This window comes from Sinimarinibacterium flocculans, from assembly GCF_003201205.1.
Classification (GTDB): Bacteria; Pseudomonadota; Gammaproteobacteria; order Nevskiales; family Nevskiaceae; genus Solimonas; species Solimonas flocculans.
Map to the genome: position 1 here is coordinate 52207 of NZ_QICN01000008.1, position 19680 is coordinate 71886.

20 protein-coding genes are annotated in these 19680 nt (G+C 68.3%); 13 read left to right on the plus strand and 7 right to left on the minus strand.

Annotated elements, in window-relative coordinates:
• The first annotated feature begins 9 nt into the window (after positions 1-9).
• The 6 genes from C8D93_RS14090 to C8D93_RS20740 all read left to right on the plus strand — a co-directional run bounded on the left by C8D93_RS14090 (position 10) and on the right by C8D93_RS20740 (position 6259).
• Positions 10-2379: a methyl-accepting chemotaxis protein gene (locus C8D93_RS14090; RefSeq protein WP_245903923.1), complete on the plus strand. Its 2370-nt coding sequence runs from the start codon at positions 10-12 to the stop codon at positions 2377-2379.
• A 13-nt stretch (positions 2380-2392) separates the two neighbouring features.
• Positions 2393-2536 carry a hypothetical protein gene (locus C8D93_RS20735; RefSeq protein ID WP_170124035.1) on the plus strand — a complete coding sequence of 48 codons (144 nt, stop codon included), beginning with the start codon at positions 2393-2395 and terminating at the stop codon, positions 2534-2536.
• Positions 2533-3390 (plus strand): CheR family methyltransferase, encoded by an 858-nt coding sequence (locus tag C8D93_RS14095; RefSeq protein ID WP_110265857.1) that lies wholly within the window; start codon positions 2533-2535, stop codon positions 3388-3390. Before C8D93_RS20735 ends, C8D93_RS14095 begins: the two co-directional genes overlap by 4 nt.
• Entirely contained in the window at positions 3387-4013 is a 627-nt protein-coding gene (cheD, locus tag C8D93_RS14100; protein WP_245903910.1) for a chemoreceptor glutamine deamidase CheD, read from the plus strand. Before C8D93_RS14095 ends, cheD begins: the two co-directional genes overlap by 4 nt.
• A 9-nt stretch (positions 4014-4022) precedes the next feature.
• Entirely contained in the window at positions 4023-5054 is a 1032-nt protein-coding gene (locus C8D93_RS14105) for a protein-glutamate methylesterase/protein-glutamine glutaminase (protein ID WP_110265858.1), read from the plus strand.
• A gap of 68 nt (positions 5055-5122) precedes the next feature.
• Positions 5123-6259 carry a methyl-accepting chemotaxis protein gene (locus C8D93_RS20740; RefSeq protein ID WP_170124036.1) on the plus strand — a complete coding sequence of 379 codons (1137 nt, stop codon included), beginning with the start codon at positions 5123-5125 and terminating at the stop codon, positions 6257-6259.
• Here C8D93_RS20740 and C8D93_RS14115 read toward each other — a convergent pair.
• The 7 genes from C8D93_RS14115 to ilvB all read right to left on the minus strand — a co-directional run bounded on the left by C8D93_RS14115 (position 6256) and on the right by ilvB (position 12590).
• The gene (locus C8D93_RS14115) at positions 6256-6909 is read right to left on the minus strand and encodes a TetR/AcrR family transcriptional regulator (RefSeq protein WP_211307355.1); all 654 of its coding nucleotides are present in this window, start codon (positions 6907-6909) and stop codon (positions 6256-6258) included. The two genes, C8D93_RS20740 and C8D93_RS14115, sit on opposite strands and share 4 nt — an antisense overlap.
• A gap of 122 nt (positions 6910-7031) precedes the next feature.
• Positions 7032-7805 carry an enoyl-CoA hydratase gene (locus tag C8D93_RS14120; RefSeq protein WP_110265861.1) on the minus strand — a complete coding sequence of 258 codons (774 nt, stop codon included), beginning with the start codon at positions 7803-7805 and terminating at the stop codon, positions 7032-7034.
• Between the two features lie 85 nt (positions 7806-7890).
• On the minus strand, positions 7891-8361 hold the full coding sequence (locus C8D93_RS14125; protein ID WP_110265862.1) for a hotdog fold domain-containing protein: 471 nt from the start codon (positions 8359-8361) through the stop codon (positions 7891-7893).
• Positions 8361-9239 carry an alpha/beta hydrolase family protein gene (locus tag C8D93_RS14130; protein WP_110265863.1) on the minus strand — a complete coding sequence of 293 codons (879 nt, stop codon included), beginning with the start codon at positions 9237-9239 and terminating at the stop codon, positions 8361-8363. The genes C8D93_RS14125 and C8D93_RS14130 overlap by 1 nt, the downstream gene beginning before the upstream one ends.
• A gap of 92 nt (positions 9240-9331) precedes the next feature.
• Positions 9332-10237, minus strand: a complete 906-nt coding sequence (locus tag C8D93_RS14135) for a LysR substrate-binding domain-containing protein (RefSeq protein ID WP_110265864.1) — start codon at positions 10235-10237, stop codon at positions 9332-9334.
• A 6-nt stretch (positions 10238-10243) separates the two neighbouring features.
• Entirely contained in the window at positions 10244-10693 is a 450-nt protein-coding gene (locus tag C8D93_RS20455) for a hypothetical protein (RefSeq protein WP_146216618.1), read from the minus strand.
• A gap of 49 nt (positions 10694-10742) precedes the next feature.
• On the minus strand, positions 10743-12590 hold the full coding sequence (gene ilvB / locus C8D93_RS14145; RefSeq protein WP_170124037.1) for a biosynthetic-type acetolactate synthase large subunit: 1848 nt from the start codon (positions 12588-12590) through the stop codon (positions 10743-10745).
• A 112-nt stretch (positions 12591-12702) separates the two neighbouring features.
• On the opposite strand from ilvB, the gene ilvN reads away from it, so the two are divergent.
• From ilvN to C8D93_RS14180, 7 genes are all read left to right on the plus strand, one after another.
• On the plus strand, positions 12703-13206 hold the full coding sequence (gene ilvN, locus C8D93_RS14150) for an acetolactate synthase small subunit (RefSeq protein ID WP_110265866.1): 504 nt from the start codon (positions 12703-12705) through the stop codon (positions 13204-13206).
• A 65-nt stretch (positions 13207-13271) separates the two neighbouring features.
• Positions 13272-14288: a ketol-acid reductoisomerase gene (gene ilvC / locus C8D93_RS14155; protein ID WP_110266012.1), complete on the plus strand. Its 1017-nt coding sequence runs from the start codon at positions 13272-13274 to the stop codon at positions 14286-14288.
• Positions 14289-14360: 72 nt separating this feature from the next.
• Positions 14361-15152: a CDP-diacylglycerol--serine O-phosphatidyltransferase gene (gene pssA / locus C8D93_RS14160; RefSeq protein ID WP_245903911.1), complete on the plus strand. Its 792-nt coding sequence runs from the start codon at positions 14361-14363 to the stop codon at positions 15150-15152.
• Positions 15153-15414: 262 nt separating this feature from the next.
• Positions 15415-17106: a 2-isopropylmalate synthase gene (gene leuA, locus C8D93_RS14165; RefSeq protein ID WP_110266014.1), complete on the plus strand. Its 1692-nt coding sequence runs from the start codon at positions 15415-15417 to the stop codon at positions 17104-17106.
• 58 nt (positions 17107-17164) lie between these two features.
• The gene (locus tag C8D93_RS14170) at positions 17165-17974 is read left to right on the plus strand and encodes a uracil-DNA glycosylase (RefSeq protein WP_110265867.1); all 810 of its coding nucleotides are present in this window, start codon (positions 17165-17167) and stop codon (positions 17972-17974) included.
• Positions 17971-18435 (plus strand): ribosomal protein S18-alanine N-acetyltransferase, encoded by a 465-nt coding sequence (rimI, locus tag C8D93_RS14175; protein ID WP_110265868.1) that lies wholly within the window; start codon positions 17971-17973, stop codon positions 18433-18435. The genes C8D93_RS14170 and rimI overlap by 4 nt, the downstream gene beginning before the upstream one ends.
• A complete protein-coding gene (locus C8D93_RS14180; RefSeq protein WP_110265869.1) occupies positions 18436-19680 on the plus strand; it encodes an MFS transporter in 1245 nt (414 codons plus the stop codon). It begins immediately after the preceding gene.

The window sequence follows — 19680 nt, forward strand, 5'->3', positions numbered from 1 at the left end:
CTCGACGTCGTGCAGACCAACGTCATGGTCGCCGACGCCGATCTCAACGTGGTCTACGTCAACGATTCGATCAAGCAGATGCTGATGGCCGCCGAGGCCGACATCCGCAAGGACGTGCCGGCGTTCAATGCGGCCACGGTGGTCGGCACCAACATCGACATCTTCCACAAGAACCCGGCCTACCAGCGCGGGCTGCTGGCGAAGATGACCGGCACGCACAACGCGAAGCTGACGATCGGCGGGCGCACCTTCTCGCTGATCCTCAACCCGATCAACGGCGAGCAGGGCGAGCGTCTCGGCTATGTCGTCGAGTGGAAGGACATGACCGCGGAACTCGCGGCGCAGCAGGCCGAGGCCGAGGCCAAGGCGAAGGAGCTGCAGCGCGCGGCGGACACGGCGCGGATCAAGCAGGGCCTCGACGTCGTGCAGACCAACGTCATGGTCGCCGACGCCGATCTCAACGTGGTCTACGTCAACGATTCGATCAAGCAGATGCTGATGGCCGCCGAGGCCGACATCCGCAAGGACGTACCGGCGTTCAATGCGGCCACGGTGGTCGGCACCAACATCGACATCTTCCACAAGAACCCGGCCTACCAGCGCGGGCTGCTGGCGAAGATGACCGGTACGCACAACGCGAAGCTCACTATCGGCGGGCGCACCTTCTCGCTGATCCTCAACCCGATCAACGGCGAGCAGGGTGAACGTCTCGGCTACGTCGTCGAGTGGAAGGACATGACCGCGGAGCTGGCGGCGCAGCAGGCCGAGGCCGAGCGCCTGGCGGCGGAACGCAAGCTCGCCGACGAGAACCTGCGCATCCGCAACGCGCTCGACAACGTCTCCGGCAACGTGATGATCGCCAACAACGACCGCGAGATCGTCTACATGAACGCGGCCGTCTCGGACATGCTGACGCGCGCCGAGAGCACCTTGCGCCAGGCACTGCCGCACTTCGATGCTCGCAGGCTCATGGGCGCGAACATCGACGTGTTCCACAAGAATCCGGCGCACCAGATGCAGATGCTCGCCAACCTGCGCAGCTCGTATCGCACCGAGATCAAGGTCAGCGGCCTGACCTTCGGCCTGATCGCCAGTCCCATCGTCAACGACAAGGGCGAGCGGCTCGGCACGGTCGTCGAGTGGAAGAACCGCACGGACGAGGTGGCCGTGGAGCAGGAGGTCGGCGAGATCGTCTCCGCCGCCGCGCACGGCGACTTCACGCGGCGCGTCTCGCTGGACGGCAAGGACGGATTCTTCAAGGGCCTGGCGGAGAGCATCAACCAGTTGCTCGAGACCAGCAGCGTGGGCCTGGAGGAAGTGGCGCGCGTGCTGGGCGCACTGGCGCGCGGCGATCTCACCGAGCGCGTGACCGGCGATTTCCAGGGCACCTTCGGCAAGCTCAAGGACGATGCCAACCAGACGGTCGGCCAGCTCACGCAGATCATCACGCAGATCAAGGGCGCCACCGACACGATCAACACGGCGTCAGGCGAGATCTCCTCCGGCAACGCCGACCTGTCGGCGCGCACCGAGCAGCAGGCGGCCTCGCTGGAGGAAACGGCGTCGTCGATGGAGGAGCTGACCAGCACCGTCAAGCAGAACGCCGAGAACGCCAAGCAGGCCAACCAGCTCGCCGTCGGTGCGTCCGATGTCGCCCGCAAGGGCGGTCAGGTGGTGTCGGAAGTGGTGTCGACGATGAGCGCGATCAACGATTCGAGCAAGAAGATCGTCGACATCATCAGCGTCATCGACGGCATCGCCTTCCAGACCAACATCCTCGCGCTCAACGCGGCGGTCGAGGCAGCACGCGCCGGCGAACAGGGTCGCGGCTTCGCGGTCGTGGCCGCGGAGGTGCGCTCGCTGGCGCAGCGCTCCGCTGCGGCGGCCAAGGAGATCAAGGGCCTGATCGGCGACTCCGTCGAGAAGGTCGGCAACGGCTCCAAGCTGGTCGAGCAGGCCGGGCGCACGATGGAAGAGATCGTCACCAGCGTGAAGCGGGTCACCGACATCATGGCGGAGATCAGCGCGGCCTCGCAGGAGCAGAGCCAGGGCATCGAACAGGTCAACCAGGCGATCACGTCGATGGACGAGGTCACGCAGCAGAACGCGGCGCTGGTCGAGGAGGCGTCTGCCGCGGCACGCTCGCTGGAGGAACAGGCCGGCGAACTGGCACGGTCGGTCAGCCAGTTCCGGCTCGCCGAGAGCGAGCGCCGCGAGATGACGGCGGCGCCGGCACCTGCAGCGACGCCGCGCGCGAAGGCGGCACCGCGTGCGCCGGCACGCCCGGCGGAGGCGCCACGCCGCACGCCACGGCCGGCCGCGAGCAACGGCACACGTCCGGCGGCGGCGGGTGCCGATGACCAGTGGACCGAGTTCTGAGACGGAGCCGGACATGATCCGCGACCGCATCCGCAACGTGGGCATCACCGGCTGGCTGCGCTGGCTCGGCAACTGGGGTCTGGCGCTGGCCGGACTCGGTTGCCTGCCGGCGGAGCCGGCGAGCGGTCTCGCGACGGGTGCGGAGCGCATCGGGTGACGACAACCGGCGACAGTGCGCTGGAGCGCGAGTTCGGCTTCACCACGGCCGACTTCGAGCGGGTGCGCGGGATGATCCACCGGCGTGCCGGCATCGCCCTGGCGCCGGGCAAGCGCGACCTCGTCTACAGCCGTCTCGCCCGTCGCCTGCGGATCACCGGACATCGCCGTTTCGCCGAGTACCTCGACGCGCTCGACGACGCACCGCATACCGGCGAGTGGCAGGAGTTCGTCAACGCCCTGACGACCAACCTGACCTCGTTCTTCCGCGAGCCGCATCACTTCGATCGTCTGCGCGACCAGCTCGCGAGCTGGCCGCGCGGCCGTCGCATCCTGCTGTGGTCGAGCGCCGCGTCGACCGGCGAGGAGGCCTACAGCATCGCGATCGCGGCCGCTGAGGCTTTCGGCACGCTGTCGCCGCCGGTGTCGATCCTGGCAACCGACATCGACACCGCGGTGCTCGCCACGGCCGCACGCGGCGTGTACGCGGAGGAACGCGTCGCCGGGCTGCCATCGTCGCAGCTGCGCCGCTACTTCCGCCGGGGCATCGGCGCGAACCGCGGTCAGTGCCGCGTCATCGACGAGCTACGCAGCCTGATCAGTTTCCGTCCGCTGAACCTGCTCGATGCGCGCTGGCCGCTGCGCGGTCCGTTCGCGGCGATCTTCTGCCGCAACGTCATGATCTATTTCGACAAGCCGACGCAGCGCGCACTGCTGCAACGCTTCATCCCGCTGCTGGCCGACGACGGCCTGCTGTTCCTCGGCCATTCCGAATCCCTGTTCGAGGCGGGACAGCTACTGGTCTCGGAGGGCAGGACCGCGTACCGGCGTGCCGCGATCGGGCAGGCCGCGTGAGCATCGCCCTGCGGCATGCCTGGGAAGCGCGTACCGGACAGGGTCTGGCGCCGCGCTATTTCGACCGCCAGCTCGGCTGCGCGGTGGTGAAGGTGATGCCCGGCGAGTACGAGGTGGGCGGCGCCGATCTGGCGCTCGTGACCCTGCTCGGCTCCTGCGTGTCGGCCTGCCTGCGCGACCCGGTCGCCGCCATCGGCGGCATGAACCATTTCATGCTGCCGCAGGACCAGCGCGACGTGGAAGTCGTCGCCAACGCCCGCTACGGCGCCTACGCGATGGAGGTGCTGATCAACGAGCTGCTCAAGCGCGGCGCGCGCCGCGAGCGGCTGGAAGCCAAGCTGTTCGGCGGCGCCAATGTCATCGCCGGCATGACCAGCCAGCCGGTCGGAGAGCGCAACCTGCGGTTCGCGCTCGACTACCTGCAGCGCGAATCGATTGCCGTCGCCGCACGCGATCTCGGGGGTCAGGTGGCACGCAAGGTCGCCTACTTCGTCGGCAGCGGCAGGGTGCTGGTGCGCCATCTGCCGGTCGCGGCCACGGCGGCCGATCTCGCGCTCGAACAGATGTACGGGCAGTCCCTGGCGACGCAGCCGCTCGCCGGTGACGTCGAGCTGTTCGACTAGATACCGCCCATGACCATCCGCGTCCTCATCGTCGACGACTCCGCGCTCGTCCGCAGCGTGCTCGCTGAGGTGCTGTCGGGCGCGCCCGACATCGAGGTCGTCGGCACGGCCTCCGATCCGCTGATTGCACGCGAGCGCATCAAGCAGCTGAATCCGGACGTCCTGACGCTCGACGTCGAGATGCCGCGAATGGACGGACTGACCTTTCTCGACAACCTGATGCGGCTGCGGCCGATGCCGGTGCTGATGGTGTCGTCGCTGACGGAGAAGGGTGCCGAGGTGACGCTGCAGGCGCTCGAGCTGGGTGCCATCGATTTCGTGACCAAGCCGGCGCTCGACGTGCGCGCCGGCCTCGAAGGCTACGCCGAACTGCTGCGCGACAAGGTGCGTGCGGCGGCACGGGCGCGGCCGCGCGGTCGCACCGGCGCGCCGACGGCACCGCAACCGTTGCAGCGGCCGCGCAGCCTGCGCACCACGGAGCGCATCATCGCGATCGGCGCCTCCACCGGCGGCACCGAGGCGATCAAGGACGTGCTGGCGCTGATGCCCGCCGATGCGCCGGCGATCGTGATCTCGCAGCACATCCCGGCGATGTTCAGCGCGCCGTTCGCGGCGCGCATGGACCGCAGTTCGGCGATGTCGGTCTGCGAGGCCGCCGATGGCCAGCAGATCGTGCCCGGACACGTCTACATCGCGCCGGGAAACGCGCATCTGCTGGTCGTGCGCAGCGGCGCGCGGTACCACTGCCGGCTGTCCGATGCACCGCCGGAGAACCGGCACCGGCCGAGCGTCGACACGATGTTCCGCTCGGTGGTCGACAACGTCGGCGCCAATGCCGTCGCCGCGCTGCTGACCGGGATGGGCGAAGACGGTGCGCGCGGGCTGCTGGCGCTGCGCCAGGCTGGCGCGCACACGCTGATCCAGGACGAGGCGAGCAGCGTCGTCTGGGGGATGCCCGGTGCCGCCGCGCGCCTCAATGCCGCCGAGCGGACCCTGCCGCTCGACCGGATCGCTTCACAACTTCTGGAGTGGACGCAGTGAACATGCTCAAGCCTGCGGCCGAACGGCCGATATCAGCCAAAGACGTCAACCCCTTCCCGGAGCCCCGCATGCCTGCGTCGTCGCTCAAGCCGATCGCCGTGCCCGCGATCATGACGGCCCTCCTCGTCACCCTGCTGCTCGCCGGCTTCGGCGGCGCCACCGCGTGGGCGGCCGGCGCGCTCACGCTCGCCGCCTGGGCGTGGTCGGCGTGGCTGCAGATGCGCGAACTGGGTCGGGCGCGCGAGGCGCTGGCCCGGCAGCAGGACGAGCGCGCGACGCGGCGTTCGGAGGTCGCGGCGCTCGGCGGCAGCCTGAGCGGCGAGCTGGACGGGGTGGAGCACGAAGTGTCCCGGGTGCAGACGCTGATCGCCGAAGCGGTGCGCGACCTGGGTGCGAGCTTCTCGGAGATGAGCCGGCAGTCGCAGGCCCAGCAGGGCGCGGTGTCGCGCATCCTCAGCCAGACCAGCCACGGCGACGGCGGCGTCGACGTGCGCCGGTTCGCGGAGACCGCCGCCGGACTGATGAACGGACTCGTCGATTCGCTCGCGCAGGTGTGTCGCCAGAGTTCCGCCACCGTCGGGCAGATCGACGAGATGGTGCGGCAGCTCGATGCGATCTTCGATCTGCTCGGCGACGTCAAGTCGATCGCCGACCAGACCAATCTGCTCGCACTCAACGCCGCCATCGAGGCGGCGCGCGCCGGCGAGGCCGGACGCGGCTTCGCGGTCGTGGCCGAGGAGGTGCGCAACCTGTCCGAGCGGTCCACCAGCTTCAACGAACAGATCCGCAAGCTGGTCGGCAACTCCAAGGACGCCGTGGCCCGCGTGCGCGACACCGTCGGCGCGATGGCCTCGCGTGACCTCAGCCTCAGCGAGAACGCGCGCGACGAGGCCGGCCGCCTGCTCGCCCAGGTCGAACGCATCAACCAGGGTCTGGCTTCCGGCATCAGCGAGGTCTCCGCGGCCCGCGAGCACATCAGCGACGCGGTGGCGCGCGCGGTGCGCAGCCTGCAGTTCGAGGACATCTCGACGCAGGCGCTGGGCAGCGCGCTGCGGCACGTCGAACGCGCCGGCAGCATCGGTGCGGAGGTGCAGCAGATGTTCGGCGCCGGGACACCGCCGGCGTCGCGCGTCGACTGGCGCCAGCCGCAGCACAAGCCGGTGGCGCAGGAGTCGCTGCAGGCCGGAGCGGTCGAGCTGTTCTAGCGCGCGGCGCCGCCGAGCAGGCGCGAGCCGAGCCGGATCAGCTTCGGCCGGTCCGCCACCTTGGTCAGGCCGTGCAGGAAGAGGTCGGTGACGGTTCGCGCCACGTCCTCCGGCCGGCGCCGGCTGTCCTGTGCGATCAGGCGTGCGAGTTCGTAGCCGGCGCCGAAGGAGATCGCGGTCAGGGCGTCGACGTCGAGTTCCGGAACGACGCCGCGCACGATGGCGTCCTGCAGGTCGAGCTTGAGCGACTGCATGATCAGGCCGAAGAAGTTGTCGTTGTAGAACGAGCGAACGATCGGCTCGTTGCGGAACATCAGCTCGAAGAAGTCCGGATCGGTGCGCACGATCTGCAGCGTCGCCAGATAGGACTCGTAGAAGAACGACTCGATGTCGCGGGCACGCTCGCGCGCGGCGTGGATGCGGTCCTGCAGGTCGCCGAGCCGCGCCTCGACCAGCGCACGGAACAGCGACTCCTTGTCCGGGAAGTAGTTGTAGAACGTGCCGGCCGCCAACCCCGACAACCGGATGACGTCGCGGATGGTGACCGCGTCGTAGCCGTGCTCGAGAAAGCAGCGGCGCGCCGCTTCGAGGATCGCGGCGCGATTCGCCCGCTTGTTGCGTGCGCGCTTGCCGTCCGGGGGAGTTGCCATCGTCGTCTCGCCGCGCCCTCGTGCGCCGCCTCGCGGCGGCGCACGGCGGGCCATTGCGCGCATGCTGCAGAAAGGTGACGCCGGCGTCAACAAAAGCCCCGGGCTCACCGGGGCCCGGAAGCTCAGGAAAAGCTTGAGAAATCCGGCTTGCGCTTGTGGGTGAAGGCGGTCAGCGCCTCGCGCGCTTCGGCACCCTGCAGCATCGCCATGAAGTGCTCCGCCTCGAAGCCGATGGCCTCGTCGACCTTCGGATCGGTCCAGCGCTTGAGCAGCATCTTCGTGGTCCGCAGCGCACCCGGCGCCTGTTGCGCGAGCTTCACCGCCTTGGCGCGCGCGTGCGCGAACACCTCGGCATCGGGCAGCACCGCATTGATCAGGCGCGCATCGAGCGCGCGCGCGGCGGTGAACGGCTCCGCCAGCATCACCAGCTCGGCGGCCTGCACGTGACCGATCATGCGCGGCAGCAGCAGGCTCGATGCGTATTCCGGGCAGATGCCGATGTTGACGAAGGGCAGGTGGAAGCGCGTGTTCTCGCCGGCGTAGGCCAGGTCGCAGTGAAACAGCAGCGTGGTGCCGACGCCGACGGCCGGACCGTTGATGGCCGCGACCACCGGCTTGCCGACCGCGGCGAGCGCTCGCATGAAGCGCAGGACCGGCGCATCCGGACCGGCGGCCGGCAGGTTCAGGAAGTCCTGCAGGTCGTTGCCGCTGCAGAAGCAGTCGTCGGTGCCGGCGATCAGCACCGCGCGCACGTCCTTGTCGGCGTCGACCGTTCCGAGGATTTCGGCGAGGCGGGTGTACATCGCCTGCGTCAGGGCGTTCTTCTTCTCCGGGCGGTTGAGGCGGATGGTCAGGACGCGATCGTCGACGGACGTGAGAATGTGGTCGGTGCTCATCGGCAACTGGAAAGATGGACAGGGGGCCGGATTCTAGCCCGGTGCGGGTGGGCGCCGGCTGCGTCGTTCGGGTGAGGGTCGCGCGTCAGCGCGCCGCGGGCCGGGCCGAGACGTACATCGTGATGTCTGCTTCCATGACGATCTCGCCGCCCGTGTTGCGCACGCGCGCGGGCACGACCACGTCGCCCTGGAAGTCCGCGGCGATCGGTGTATCCAGTTCCGTGCGGGCGACGAGGTCGGTATCGGCCTTCTTCACGTAGCGCACGGTCATGCCGCGCGGGATCCAGCGCAGCGATTTCGGCAGCGTGGAGTCGATCATCGTGCCGGCCGCGAGCTCGCACATCGCGCACATCGCGATCGCGTTGACGGTTCCCAGATGGTTGTGGACCTTGCGGCGATTGCGCACGAGAACCTCGGCCAGGCCCGGGCGCAGGTCGAGGAACAGCGGCGAGACCGACGCGAAGTAGGGTGCGCGGCGACAGACGGCGGCGCTGAACAGGCGTGCTCCCAGGGGGTAGCCGCGGAACTTCGCGAACAGCTGGGCGGGCGTGGCCATCAGGCGGCCCGCCGTGCGGCGGGGACCGCCCAGGCGCGCAGACAGTCCGCGGTCTGCTGCCAGAGCTGCCGCGGCATCGCCTCGCGGAAGAAACCGAAGTGCCCGATCGCGGCGATGCCCAGATCGCGCGGTTGCAGGGTGTGCAGCTCCGGCGTCGTGCCGCGGAAGTACGAGGCCAGACGCGCCACCGCCGCCTCCGGCGCGTACAGCGCGTCGTCGCCGATGGCGTACAGGCGCAGCGGTGCGCGCCAGCCGTCGAAGTGGCGGCGCAGCGGATGGCCGCGTTCGTCGACGATGAAGTCCGGGTGACGACACCAGCGAGCCCACTGGCGTGCGACGCCGGCCGGCAGGGCTTCGCCCATCAGGCCGCGCGGCAGCTCGCCGCGCAGCGCGACGAGCGCAGGGATCAGCAGGTACCAGAGTGCGACCATGCGCGGCTGCAGCGCGCGTGGCCACAGGCGCCAGTAGCCGCACTGCGCCGCGATGCCGATCCCGCCGGCGAGCTTGCCGTTGTTCGGCATCAGCCCGAACAGCTGCCCGCCGACCGAGTGGCCCACGGCCAGCAGTGGCAGGTGCGGGAAGCGCAGCTGCAGGTGGTCGAGTGCGGCGGCGGCGTCGAGTTCGCCCCAGTTGCGCATCGTCAGCTGGCCGGGACGGGCCGCATGGAAGCGGCTGTTGCCGATGCCGCGGTAGTCGTAGGTCAGCACGGCAAAGCCCTGCCGGGCGAGAAAGCGCGCGTAGGCCGCGTAGTAGCGGCGCGGCACGCCGGTGGCGCCGTTGATCAGCACCGCCGCGGTCGGCGGCGCGAGCGGCTCGTAGCGGGTGCCGGCGAGCGGATGCCCGTCCGCGGCCGCGAAGGTCAGGTGGATGTCGCGCATGCTGCGCTCCCGAGGAATGAGGACCGCCGCAGACTAGGGTCGCGCGAGACCCGCGACAAACGAATTCGGGGCGCGTGTCGGATGAATGAAGTTCATCCGATAATGCGTTCGCTGCGCAGCAGGTCCAGCAGCCAAGTCCGGAACGCGAGAACTTCGGGACGCTCGCGATCCTGCGGCCGGTACAGCAGGTAGTAGCCCTGCGGGATGTCCAGCCGCAGCCGCGGCCACGGCATGACCAGCCGGCGACGCGTGATCGACGGCTGCACCAGCGGCAGCAGGCCGAGCGCGAGCCCGAGGCCCTGTTCGGCGGCGCGCAGGATCGCCAGATAGCTGTCGAGCCAGACGTCGCGCTTCGGCGTGCCGAGGACGACGCCGGCGGCAGAGGCCCACTGCGTCCAGCCGTCTGGCATCGGCGAGGAATGGATCAGCGTGACCGCGTCGAGTCGCGACGGTCCGCTGCGGCGCAGGGCCGGCGCGAGTGCGGGCGCGCAGACCGGCACCGCGCTGACCTGCAGCAGTTGCTCGGCGGCGAGCCCCTTCCAGTCGCCGCTGCCGAAGCGCAGGGCCACGTCCATGTCCTCGTGCAGCAGGTCGATCGGTCGCAGGTCGGTGTCGATGCGCACGTCGATGTCGGGGTGCGCTTCCTGGAACGCCGGCAGCGCCGGCACGATGATCTCGCTGGCGATGAAGGGGCCGGCGCTGATCTTCAGGTTGGCACGCGCGTAGCGCTGGACGACGCGGGCGCTGCCGCTGCGCAGTTTCGCCAGCGTGTCGTGGACGACGGCGAGATAGGCGCGACCGCCATCGGTCAGTTCCAGCGAGCGATTGCCGCGGCGAAACAGCGTGAAGCCGAGGAAGGCCTCCAGCGCCTTGATCTGATGGCTGATCGCCGACGGCGTCAGGTGCAGTTCCTGCGCGGCGAGCTTGAACGACAGGCGCCGTGCCGCGGCCTCGAAGGCCTCCAGCGTGTGCAGCGGCGGCAGGCGGCGGAACTTCATGATCTGCTAGTGCGGCAGGAAGATGATCGGATAGCTGAAGACGAAATGTCCCGATCCGGGAGCAGGACCGAAATCGAAGGATCGCACCAGCGCCTCGACGGGCTTGCTGAGGGCCAGGAGATCGCTCGTGGCCGCGGTGACCTGAACGAACTCGACGGCGCCCGTGTTGCTCAGCACGAGCGACAACACGAGGATGCCGGAGGCGGGCCGGCGCAGCCTGCGCTCGAACTCTCGCGTGATGGCTTGCTTGTGCAGCGCGAACACCGACTCCACGTCAGCCAGCGATCGTTGCTGGCTTCCCGGCGGGTAGGCCGCAAGCAACTGCTCGGGAACATCCCGGGTCGGCTCCCAGGGCGGCGCCTCTTCGAGGGCTGGCGCAGGCTTCGACGCAGGTGCCGCGCATGCCAAGCACAACGAGCAGGCGGCCAGCGCGAGACAGGCCAGAGCGCGGTTCATTCGATTCGGCCGGCCGGTGTCTCGCGCGATTGCCGCCGCAGGTCGCGGGTCAGAACATCTGGGTCGAGCTCACGTCGACCTTGGTCGGCGCGGCGGGGCTGCGCGAGGGAATCCAGTCGCCGGTGATCATCTGCTCGTAGGACATGCCCGGGCCGACCATCGGGTAGACCGAGGCCATCGGGTCGATCACCACCTCGAGGAAGGCCGGACCGTCGAAGGCGATGAAGTCGGCGACCGCCTGCGCGAGGTCTTCCTTCTTCTCGACCCGGCGCGCGAAGCGATAGCCGTCCGCCTCGGCCGCCTTGATGAAGTCCTTGCGGTGCAGGCTCTTGTCGGAGCCTGCGTAGCGGCTGTCGAAGAACAGGCGCTGCCACTGCTTGACCATGCCGTCGCCGAAGTTGTTGAGCACGACGATCTTCACCGGCAGGTTGTAGGTCGTCACCGTCTCCAGCTCGCCGAGGTTCATGCGGATGCTGGCGTCGCCGTCGATGTCGATGACGATCTTGCCCGGCTGTGCGAACTGGGCACCGATCGCGGCCGGCAGGCCGAAGCCCATCGTGCCCATCGAGCCCGAGGTCAGCCACAGTCGCGGCTGCCGGAAGTCGAAGTACTGCGCCGCCCACATCTGGTGCTGGCCGACGCCGGTGGCGACGATCGCCTCGCCGCGGGTCAGCCGGTTGATCTCCTCGATGACCGCATGCGGCTGGATATGCGTGCCGCCGCGCTCGTAGTTCATCGCGTAGGTCTTCTTCAGCTCGGCGATGTGCGCGTGCCAGGGCGCGTAGTCCGGCTTGAAGCCCTGCGCGCTCGCGTGTTCGCGCAGGGCGTCGAGCGCCGGCACCAGCTCGCCGACGTGATGCCAGTGCACGCGCTTGACCTTGTTGATCTCCGACGGGTCGATGTCCAGGTGCGCGATCCACTTCGCGCTGCGCGCGAACTTGCCGGGCACGCCGGCCACGCGATCGTCGAAGCGCGCACCCACCGCGATCAGGAAGTCGCAGTCGTCGGTCGCGTAGTTGGCGAACGCGGTCCCGTGCATGCCGAGCATCTGCAGGCACAGGGCGTCGGTGGTATCGGCGGCGCCGATGCCCATCAGCGTCGTCGTCACCGGAATGCCGAAGGCGCCGGCGAACTCGCGCAGCGCCGTGCTGGCCTCGCCATGGATCACGCCGCCACCGGCGTAGATCAGCGGGCGCCGCGACTGGCGCAGCATCTCGTAGAAACGCGCGGCCGACTCGCCGGAGATGCGGTTGTCCTGGACGGCCTTGAGCCGTGCGCGGTAACCGGGAATCGGCAGCAGGCCCTCGCCGCGAAACGGGCCGGACCAGTTCTGCACGTCCTTGGGGATGTCGACGACGACCGGGCCCGGGCGGCCGGTCCGTGCGATCTCGAAGGCCGTGCGCATCGTCGCCTCGAGCTGCCGGGCATCGGTGACCAGGAACACATGCTTGGCTGCCGCGCCCATGATCGAGCTGATCGGCGCTTCCTGGAAGGCGTCGCTGCCGACCGCGGCGGTCGGCACCTGGCCGCAGACGACGACGATCGGGATCGAGTCCGCCATGCAGTCGCGCACCGGCGTGACCGTGTTGGTCGCGCCGGGGCCGCTCGTCACCAGGCAGACACCGACCTTGCCCGAGGCGCGGGCGTAGCCGGCGGCCATGAAGCCGGCGGCCTGCTCGTTGGCCGGCACGATCAGCGGCATCGGATCGTTGCCGTCGGCCTTGCGGTGTTCCGCGTTGTAGCGGAAGACGGCATCGTAGGTCGGCAGGATCGCGCCGCCGGAGTAGCCGAATACGACGTCCGCACCCTCGTCGGCCAGGATCTGCACGACGATGTCGGCACCGGTCATGGTGGTACCGGCGAGAGGGTGCTGGGCGGCGGGTGCGGCGGCGTTCATCGGCGCGGGGGCTCCGTGGGCGGCGGGGAAAAAAGCAGGTGATGTTAGCTTGATTTCGCAGTGCAGCAAAGCTATGTTGCGCGCCCCCGGGGGTTCACTGCACCGATTCGCGATGCGTCACATCATCTCCATCCTGCTGCAGAACGAGGCCGGCGCGCTGGCGCGTGTCGCGGCGATGTTCTCGTCGCGTGGCTACAACATCGACTCGCTGTCGGTGGCGCCGACGCACGATCCGGCGGTGTCGCGACTCACGCTGGTGACCAGCGGATCGGATGCGGTGATCGAGCAGATCATCAAGCAGGCGCGCAAGGTGATCGACGTCGTCGAGATCGTCGACCTGTCGAGCACGGACCATCTGGAGTGCGAGCTGCTGATGCTCAAGATCGAGGTGAACGACGCCGAGTCCGCGCGCAGCATCGTCGAATGCGTGCGCCGCCATCGCGCCGCCATCCTCGACGAGTCCGAGAGCACGCGCATGATCCAGCTCGCCGGGACCGGGCAGGAGGTCGATGCCTTCGTCGCCGAAGTCGAGCGCATCGCCCGCGTGCTGGAGCTGGTGCGTTCAGGTGTGGCAGCGATGCAGCGCGGCCATGCGGCGCTCGAAGTCCCGGTCTGATTTCCCACGTTCGGGACTCTCCGGAGTCCCGGTTGACAGCAAGTTCGCGGAGCGAAGATATGACCATCAACGTCTACTACGACAAGGACGCCGACCTCTCGATCATCCAGTCGAAGAAGGTCGCCATCGTCGGCTACGGCTCGCAGGGCCATGCCCACGCGCTGAATCTCAAGGACAGCGGCGTCGATGTCGTCGTGGCGCTGCGTTCCGGTTCGGCCACCGCCAAGAAGGTCGAGGCCGGCGGTCTCAAGGTCATGAACGTCGCCGAGGCCTGCGCCTGGGCGGACCTGGTGATGGTGCTGACGCCGGACGAGTTCCAGTCCGAGCTGTACAAGAACGAGATCGAGCCGAACATCAGGAAGGGGGCGACGCTGGCCTTCGCGCACGGCTTCGCGATCCACTACAACCAGGTCGTGCCGCGCGCCGACCTCGACGTGATCATGGTCGCTCCGAAGGCGCCGGGTCACACGGTGCGCAACGAGTACACCAAGGGCGGTGGCATCCCCGACCTCATCGCCGTGTTCCAGGACGCCAGCGGCGCCGCGAAGAAAGTGGCGCTGTCGTATGCCTCCGCGATCGGCGGCGGTCGCTCGGGCATCATCGAGACGACGTTCAAGGACGAGTGCGAGACCGACCTGTTCGGCGAGCAGGCCGTGCTCTGCGGCGGCGCCGTGGAGCTGGTCAAGGCCGGTTTCGAGACGCTGGTCGACGCCGGCTACGCGCCGGAGATGGCCTATTTCGAGTGCCTGCACGAGCTCAAGCTGATCGTCGACCTGATGTACGAGGGCGGCATCGCGACGATGAACTACTCGATCTCGAACAACGCCGAGTACGGCGAGTACGTGACCGGGCCCAAGGTCATCAACGACGAATCGCGCAAGGCGATGAAGCAGGCGCTGCTTGACATCCAGACCGGCAAGTATGCCAAGGCCTTCGTGTCCGAAGGCAAGCTCGGCTACCCGGAAATGACGGCGATGCGCCGCCTCAACGCCGCGCATCCGATCGAGCAGACCGGTGCCAAGCTGCGCGCGATGATGCCGTGGATCGGCAAGAACAAGCTGGTCGACAAGGAAAAGAACTGATCCTCGCGTTTCCATGCCGTGACATGAGGGCGCCTTCGGGCGCCCTTATGTTTTGCGGGACCCGCCCGTAAGATGCGCAAAACCCTCGAAGTGCCGCCGATGGACCCGACGACTCCCGCAAAGTCCCGCCGCAAGGGCATCTACCTGCTGCCGAACCTGTTCACCACCGGCACGCTGTTCGGCGGCTTCTACGCGATCGTGCAGGCGATGGGCGGGCGGTTCGAAGCGGCGGCCGCCGGTATTCTCGCGGCGATGGTGGCCGATGGCCTCGACGGTCGCATCGCGCGGCTGACCAACACGCAAAGCGATTTCGGCAAGGAGTACGACTCGCTGTGCGACATGGTGGCCTTCGGTGTCGCGTCGGCCATCGTCGTCTACGCCTTCAGCCTGCATCACTTTTCCGATTACAAGTGGCTGGGCGGCAAGCTCGGCTGGGCGATGGCCTTCCTGTACTGCGCCTGCGCGGCGCTGCGTCTGGCGCGCTTCAACGTGCTGACCGCGATCGCCGGCAGCAGCAAGGACTTCTTCGGCCTGCCGAGTCCGTCGGCCGCCGCCACGGTCGTGTTCTTCGTCTGGGCCGCGCACAGCTGGGGGCTCGACGGCAACGACGCGCTCATTCCGGCGTCGCTGATCACGATCGGCTGCGCGCTGCTGATGGTCAGCAACATCCGCTACGCCAGCTTCAAGCAGATCAAGCTGTCCCGGCGCGGCCCGTTTCTCTACATGGTGCTATTCATCGGCATCTTCACGCTGATCCTGATCAACCCGCCCAATGTGCTGTTCTGGGGATTCTTCGGCTACACGCTGTCGGGTCCGGCGCTGACGTTGTGGCGGCGCTACCGGCGGACGCCCGAAACGGTGTGACGAACGGCATGAGCGGTATTGGCATCCGCGCAGGGCATGGTCTATAGTCCGGGGCCATGCGCGTTTTCAACGGCCAGATGTTCCTTCGCACTGCGGCGTCCGCCCGCGGTCTTGGCCTACTGCTGCTTCTGCCGTAAGGCAGACCATACGCGCCGCGCCGCGCACGGGGCCAAAACCGTGCAAACCCGAACCCGCTGCAACCGACAAGGCTCCGCACGACGCGTGCGTGCGTAGTCACCCAGGCGAGGACTCCGCCATGACGATGTTGAACACCCCTTCCGACAAGTACCGCCGTTTCGAGCCGGTGCATCTGCGTGATCGCAGCTGGCCCGATGCGGTGATTTCCAAGGCGCCGGTCTGGTGCAGCGTCGATCTTCGCGACGGCAACCAGTCGCTGATCGAGCCGATGGACCGCACGCGCAAGCTGCGCATGTTCGAGGAACTGGTGAAGATCGGCTTCAAGGAGATCGAGGTCGGCTTTCCCAGCGCCTCGCAGACCGAGTTCGACTTCATCCGGCATCTGATCGAGAAGGACCTGATTCCGGATGACGTGACGATCCAGGTGCTGACGCAGTCGCGCGAGCCGCTGATCCGCCGCACCTTCGAGTCGCTCAGGGGCGCGAAGCGGGCGATCGTGCATTTCTACAACGCGACGGCGCCGGTGATGCGGCGCGTCGTGTTCAACATGAGCCAGCAGCAGGTCATCGACGAGCTGGCCGTGCAGCACGCGAAGCTGATCAAACAGCTCGCGGCCGAGAATCCGGGCACCGACTGGCGCTTCGAGTACTCGCCGGAGATGTTCTCCGGCACCGAGCTGGAGTTCTCCAAGCGCATCGTCGACGCGGTCTCGGCGGTGTTCGAGCCGACGCCCGAGAAGCCACTGATCATCAACCTGCCGTCGACGGTCGAGCATTCGACGCCGAACATCTTCGCCGACATGGTCGAATGGATGCACCGCAACCTCGAGCGTCGCGAGGCGATCCTGCTGTCGATCCACCCGCACAACGATCGCGGTACCGGCACTGCCGCCGGCGAGTTCGCGCTGATGGCCGGCGCCGACCGCATCGAAGGCTGCCTGTTCGGCAATGGTGAACGCACCGGCAACGTCGATGTCGTCAACCTGGCGCTGAACATGTACACGCAGGGCGTGCATCCGGGCCTGGATTTCTCCGATATCGATGCGGTGCGCCGCACGGTGGAGTTCTGCAACCAGCTGCCGGTGCATCCGCGCCATCCCTACGTCGGCGACCTGGTCTTCACCTCGTTCTCGGGCTCGCACCAGGACGCGATCAAGAAAGCCTTCGGCGCGCGCAAGGATGGCGACATCTGGGAGATGCCATACCTGCCGATCGACCCGAAGGACCTGGGCCGCAGCTACGAGGCGGTGATCCGCGTGAACTCGCAGTCGGGCAAGGGCGGCATCACCTACCTGCTCGAGGCCGAGTACGGCCTGAGTCTGCCGCGGCGCCTGCAGATCGAGTTCAGCCAGGTGGTGCAGGCGGCGATGGACGAGAGCGGCAAGGAGATGACGGCCGAGGATATCGGCGGCATCTTCACGCGCGAGTATCTCGAGGCGGTCGCGCCCTACGGCTACGTTTCGCACCATCTGGTCGAGGACTCGACACGCGACGAGGTGGAGCTGGCGACCGAGATCAGCGTCGACGGGCGTGCGCAGAAGCTCAAGGGCAAGGGCAACGGCCCGATCGACGCCTTCATCACGGCGCTGTCGCAGGTCGTCGGCGAGCCGATTGCGGTGCTCGACTATCACGAGCATTCGATCGGCGCCGGCGCCGGTGCTGCCGCGGTGACCTACATCGAGATGAAGGTCGGTGACGGCAAGCCGCTGTTCGGCGTCGGTCGCGATGCCAACATCGTCACGGCCTCGCTCAAGGCGATCCTGTCCGGCGCCAACCGCGCGCTGGCGCAGCAGCGCGAGCAGCGTCGCGCCGCCTGACGCTGTCGGTCGCAGATCCGCTGTCCGCCACCCGGCGGGCAGCGGATACAATCGCGCCATGGACACGGCGCGCCGCCAACGCTACCTGCACCTGCTGGGCATCGAGACATGGGCCTTGCGCGGGACGGGCGGGGTGACGGCGGCGCCATCCGTCGAAGAACCGGAACCGCCAGCCGCGATTCGCGAACCGATGCCACGCAAACCCCGACCCGCTGTCCCGCCGCCGGCCGCTGCCACCCCGACGGCAATGATCGCGGCCGCACCGGCTGCCGCGGCCCCGCGCGAGGTGCCTGCGGACTGGTCCGGACTGCGCGCGACGGTCAAGGACTGCCAGGCCTGCAAGCTGTGCGCGACGCGCACGCAGACGGTGTTCGGCGTCGGCAGCGAGACTTCGCCGCTGATGGTGGTCGGCGAGGGGCCGGGCGCCGACGAGGACGCCCAGGGCGAACCCTTCGTCGGTCGCGCCGGCAAGCTGCTCGACGAGATGCTCAAGGCCATCGGCCGCTCGCGCAAACAGGCCGCGCCCGAGCAGGCGGTGTTCATCGCCAACGTCGTCAAGTGCCGTCCGCCGGGCAATCGCGACCCGGAAGCTGACGAGGTCGAAGCCTGCCGGCCCTATCTCGACCGCCAGATCGAACTGGTGAAGCCGAAGCTGATCGTCGCGCTGGGCCGCGTCGCCGCGCAGCGCCTGCTGGCGACCGACGCGCCGCTGTCGCGCTTGCGCGGCCCCCTGCATCGCTATGGCCCGACGCAGACGCCGGTGTTCGTGACCTACCACCCGGCCTACCTGCTGCGCAGTCCGCGCGAGAAGGCCAAGAGCTGGGAAGACCTCAAGCGCATCCACCGGCATCTCGCGGAGCCGGCTTGAGCGCGCAGCTCGAACCGTCGTGGCGGCTGCACCCGATGCGCGCCGAGCACCTGCCGCAGGTGATGTCGATCGAGCGCACCGCCTACGACTTCCCGTGGACCGACGGCATCTTCAGTGACTGCCTGCGCGTCGGTTACAGCGCCTGGGTGGTGACCGATCCCGAGGACGCAGTGCTGGCCTACGCCATGATGAGCATGGCCGCCGGCGAGGCGCACATCCTCAACCTCTGCGTCGCGCCGTCGCAGCGTCGACGCGGCCTTGCGCAGTTCCTGCTCAAGCATCTGGCGATGGTCGCGCGTGCGGCCGCCGTCGGTCTCGTGCTGCTCGAGGTGCGCAAGTCCAACGCGGCCGGGCAGGCGCTCTATACCGGCTTCGGCTTCCGTCCGCTCGGCGAGCGCCGCGGCTACTACCCTGCGCATGACGGTCGCGAGGACGCGCTCGTGCTCGGACTCGAGCTGTAGGTGAGTGCGCGTAAACGCCGGTGGTCCTGGGCGCTGTACGACTGGGGCAACTCCGCCTTCGCGACCACCGTGCTCGCCGGCTTCTTCCCGATCTTCTTCAACGAGTACTGGGCGGCGGATGTCGCGCCGCAGACGCAGACGCTGTATCAGGGTCTGACGGCGACGGTCGCGAGCATCGTCGTCATGCTGCTGGTGCCGTGGCTGGGGGCCATCGCCGATCGCCGCGCCGCGAAGAAGCGTTTCCTCGGCGCGTTCACGGCGATGGGCGTGCTGTCGACCGCAGCGCTGTACCTCGTCGCTCAGGGGCAGTGGGGCTGGGCCATCGGCCTGTCGATCGTCGGGCGCATTGGCTTCTTCGGCAGCGTCTCGTTCTACGACTCGCTGCTCGTGCATGTCGCATCGCCGCGCGAGATGGACCGCGTCTCCGCGCTGGGCTACGGCCTCGGTTATCTCGGCGGCGGCCTGCTGTTCGCCGTCAACGTCGCAATGGCGCTCAAGCCGGCGTGGTTCGGGCTGCCCGATGCCGCGTTCGCGACCCGTGTCGCCTTCCTGATGGTGGCGGTCTGGTGGCTGGTCTTCTCCGTGCCGCTGTTCCGCAACGTGCCCGAGGGATCGCCGCGCGCGGGGCAGAGCGGTTGGCGGGAACTGCTGTCGACGCTGCGGCAGATCCGCCGGCACCGTGCGGTGTGGATGTTCCTGATCGCCTACTGGCTGTACATCGACGGCGTCGACACCATCATCGTCATGGCGGTCGATTTCGGCATGAAGCTTGGCTTCGAGTCGGGCAATCTGATCGCCGCGCTGCTGATGGTGCAGTTCATCGGCTTTCCGGCAGCGCTGTTCTTCGGCTGGCTCGGCGACCGGATCGGCACCAAGCACGCAATCTTCGTGGCGCTCGGCGTCTACGCCGGCGTGACGCTGTGGGCGTACTTCCTGCAGACCGTCATGCAGTTCTATCTGATGGCCGCCGCGATCGGCTGCGTGCAGGGCGGCATCCAGTCGCTGTCGCGTTCCTACTATGCGCGGCTGATTCCGGCGGACCGCGCGGGCGAGTTTTTCGGCTTCTACAACATGCTCGGCAAGTTCGCAGCCGTGCTCGGTCCGGCCGTCGTCGGCGTCACCGCACAGCTGAGCGGCAGTCCGCGCCTGGCGATCCTCACGCTGCTGCTGTTCTTCGTCGCCGGCGGCTGGCTGCTGGGGCGCGTGCGTGCTCCCGAAACGGACGGGGAGGCTGCCGTGCTGTAA

Bases quoted from the DNA above. Each gene is read 5' to 3' on its own strand.
- C8D93_RS20735 (WP_170124035.1), top strand. From the start codon at position 2,393: ATGATCCGCGACCGCATCCGCAACGTGGGCATCACCGGCTGGCTGCGC.
- C8D93_RS14105 (WP_110265858.1), top strand. From the start codon at position 4,023: ATGACCATCCGCGTCCTCATCGTCGACGACTCCGCGCTCGTCCGCAGC.
- C8D93_RS20740 (WP_170124036.1), top strand. From the start codon at position 5,123: ATGCCTGCGTCGTCGCTCAAGCCGATCGCCGTGCCCGCGATCATGACG.
- C8D93_RS14115 (WP_211307355.1), bottom strand. From the start codon at position 6,909: ATGGCAACTCCCCCGGACGGCAAGCGCGCACGCAACAAGCGGGCGAAT.
- C8D93_RS14120 (WP_110265861.1), bottom strand. From the start codon at position 7,805: ATGAGCACCGACCACATTCTCACGTCCGTCGACGATCGCGTCCTGACC.
- C8D93_RS14125 (WP_110265862.1), bottom strand. From the start codon at position 8,361: ATGGCCACGCCCGCCCAGCTGTTCGCGAAGTTCCGCGGCTACCCCCTG.
- C8D93_RS14130 (WP_110265863.1), bottom strand. From the start codon at position 9,239: ATGCGCGACATCCACCTGACCTTCGCGGCCGCGGACGGGCATCCGCTC.
- C8D93_RS14135 (WP_110265864.1), bottom strand. From the start codon at position 10,237: ATGAAGTTCCGCCGCCTGCCGCCGCTGCACACGCTGGAGGCCTTCGAG.
- C8D93_RS20455 (WP_146216618.1), bottom strand. From the start codon at position 10,693: ATGAACCGCGCTCTGGCCTGTCTCGCGCTGGCCGCCTGCTCGTTGTGC.
- ilvB (WP_170124037.1), bottom strand. From the start codon at position 12,590: ATGAACGCCGCCGCACCCGCCGCCCAGCACCCTCTCGCCGGTACCACC.
- ilvN (WP_110265866.1), top strand. From the start codon at position 12,703: ATGCGTCACATCATCTCCATCCTGCTGCAGAACGAGGCCGGCGCGCTG.
- pssA (WP_245903911.1), top strand. From the start codon at position 14,361: ATGCGCAAAACCCTCGAAGTGCCGCCGATGGACCCGACGACTCCCGCA.
- leuA (WP_110266014.1), top strand. From the start codon at position 15,415: ATGTTGAACACCCCTTCCGACAAGTACCGCCGTTTCGAGCCGGTGCAT.
- C8D93_RS14170 (WP_110265867.1), top strand. From the start codon at position 17,165: ATGGACACGGCGCGCCGCCAACGCTACCTGCACCTGCTGGGCATCGAG.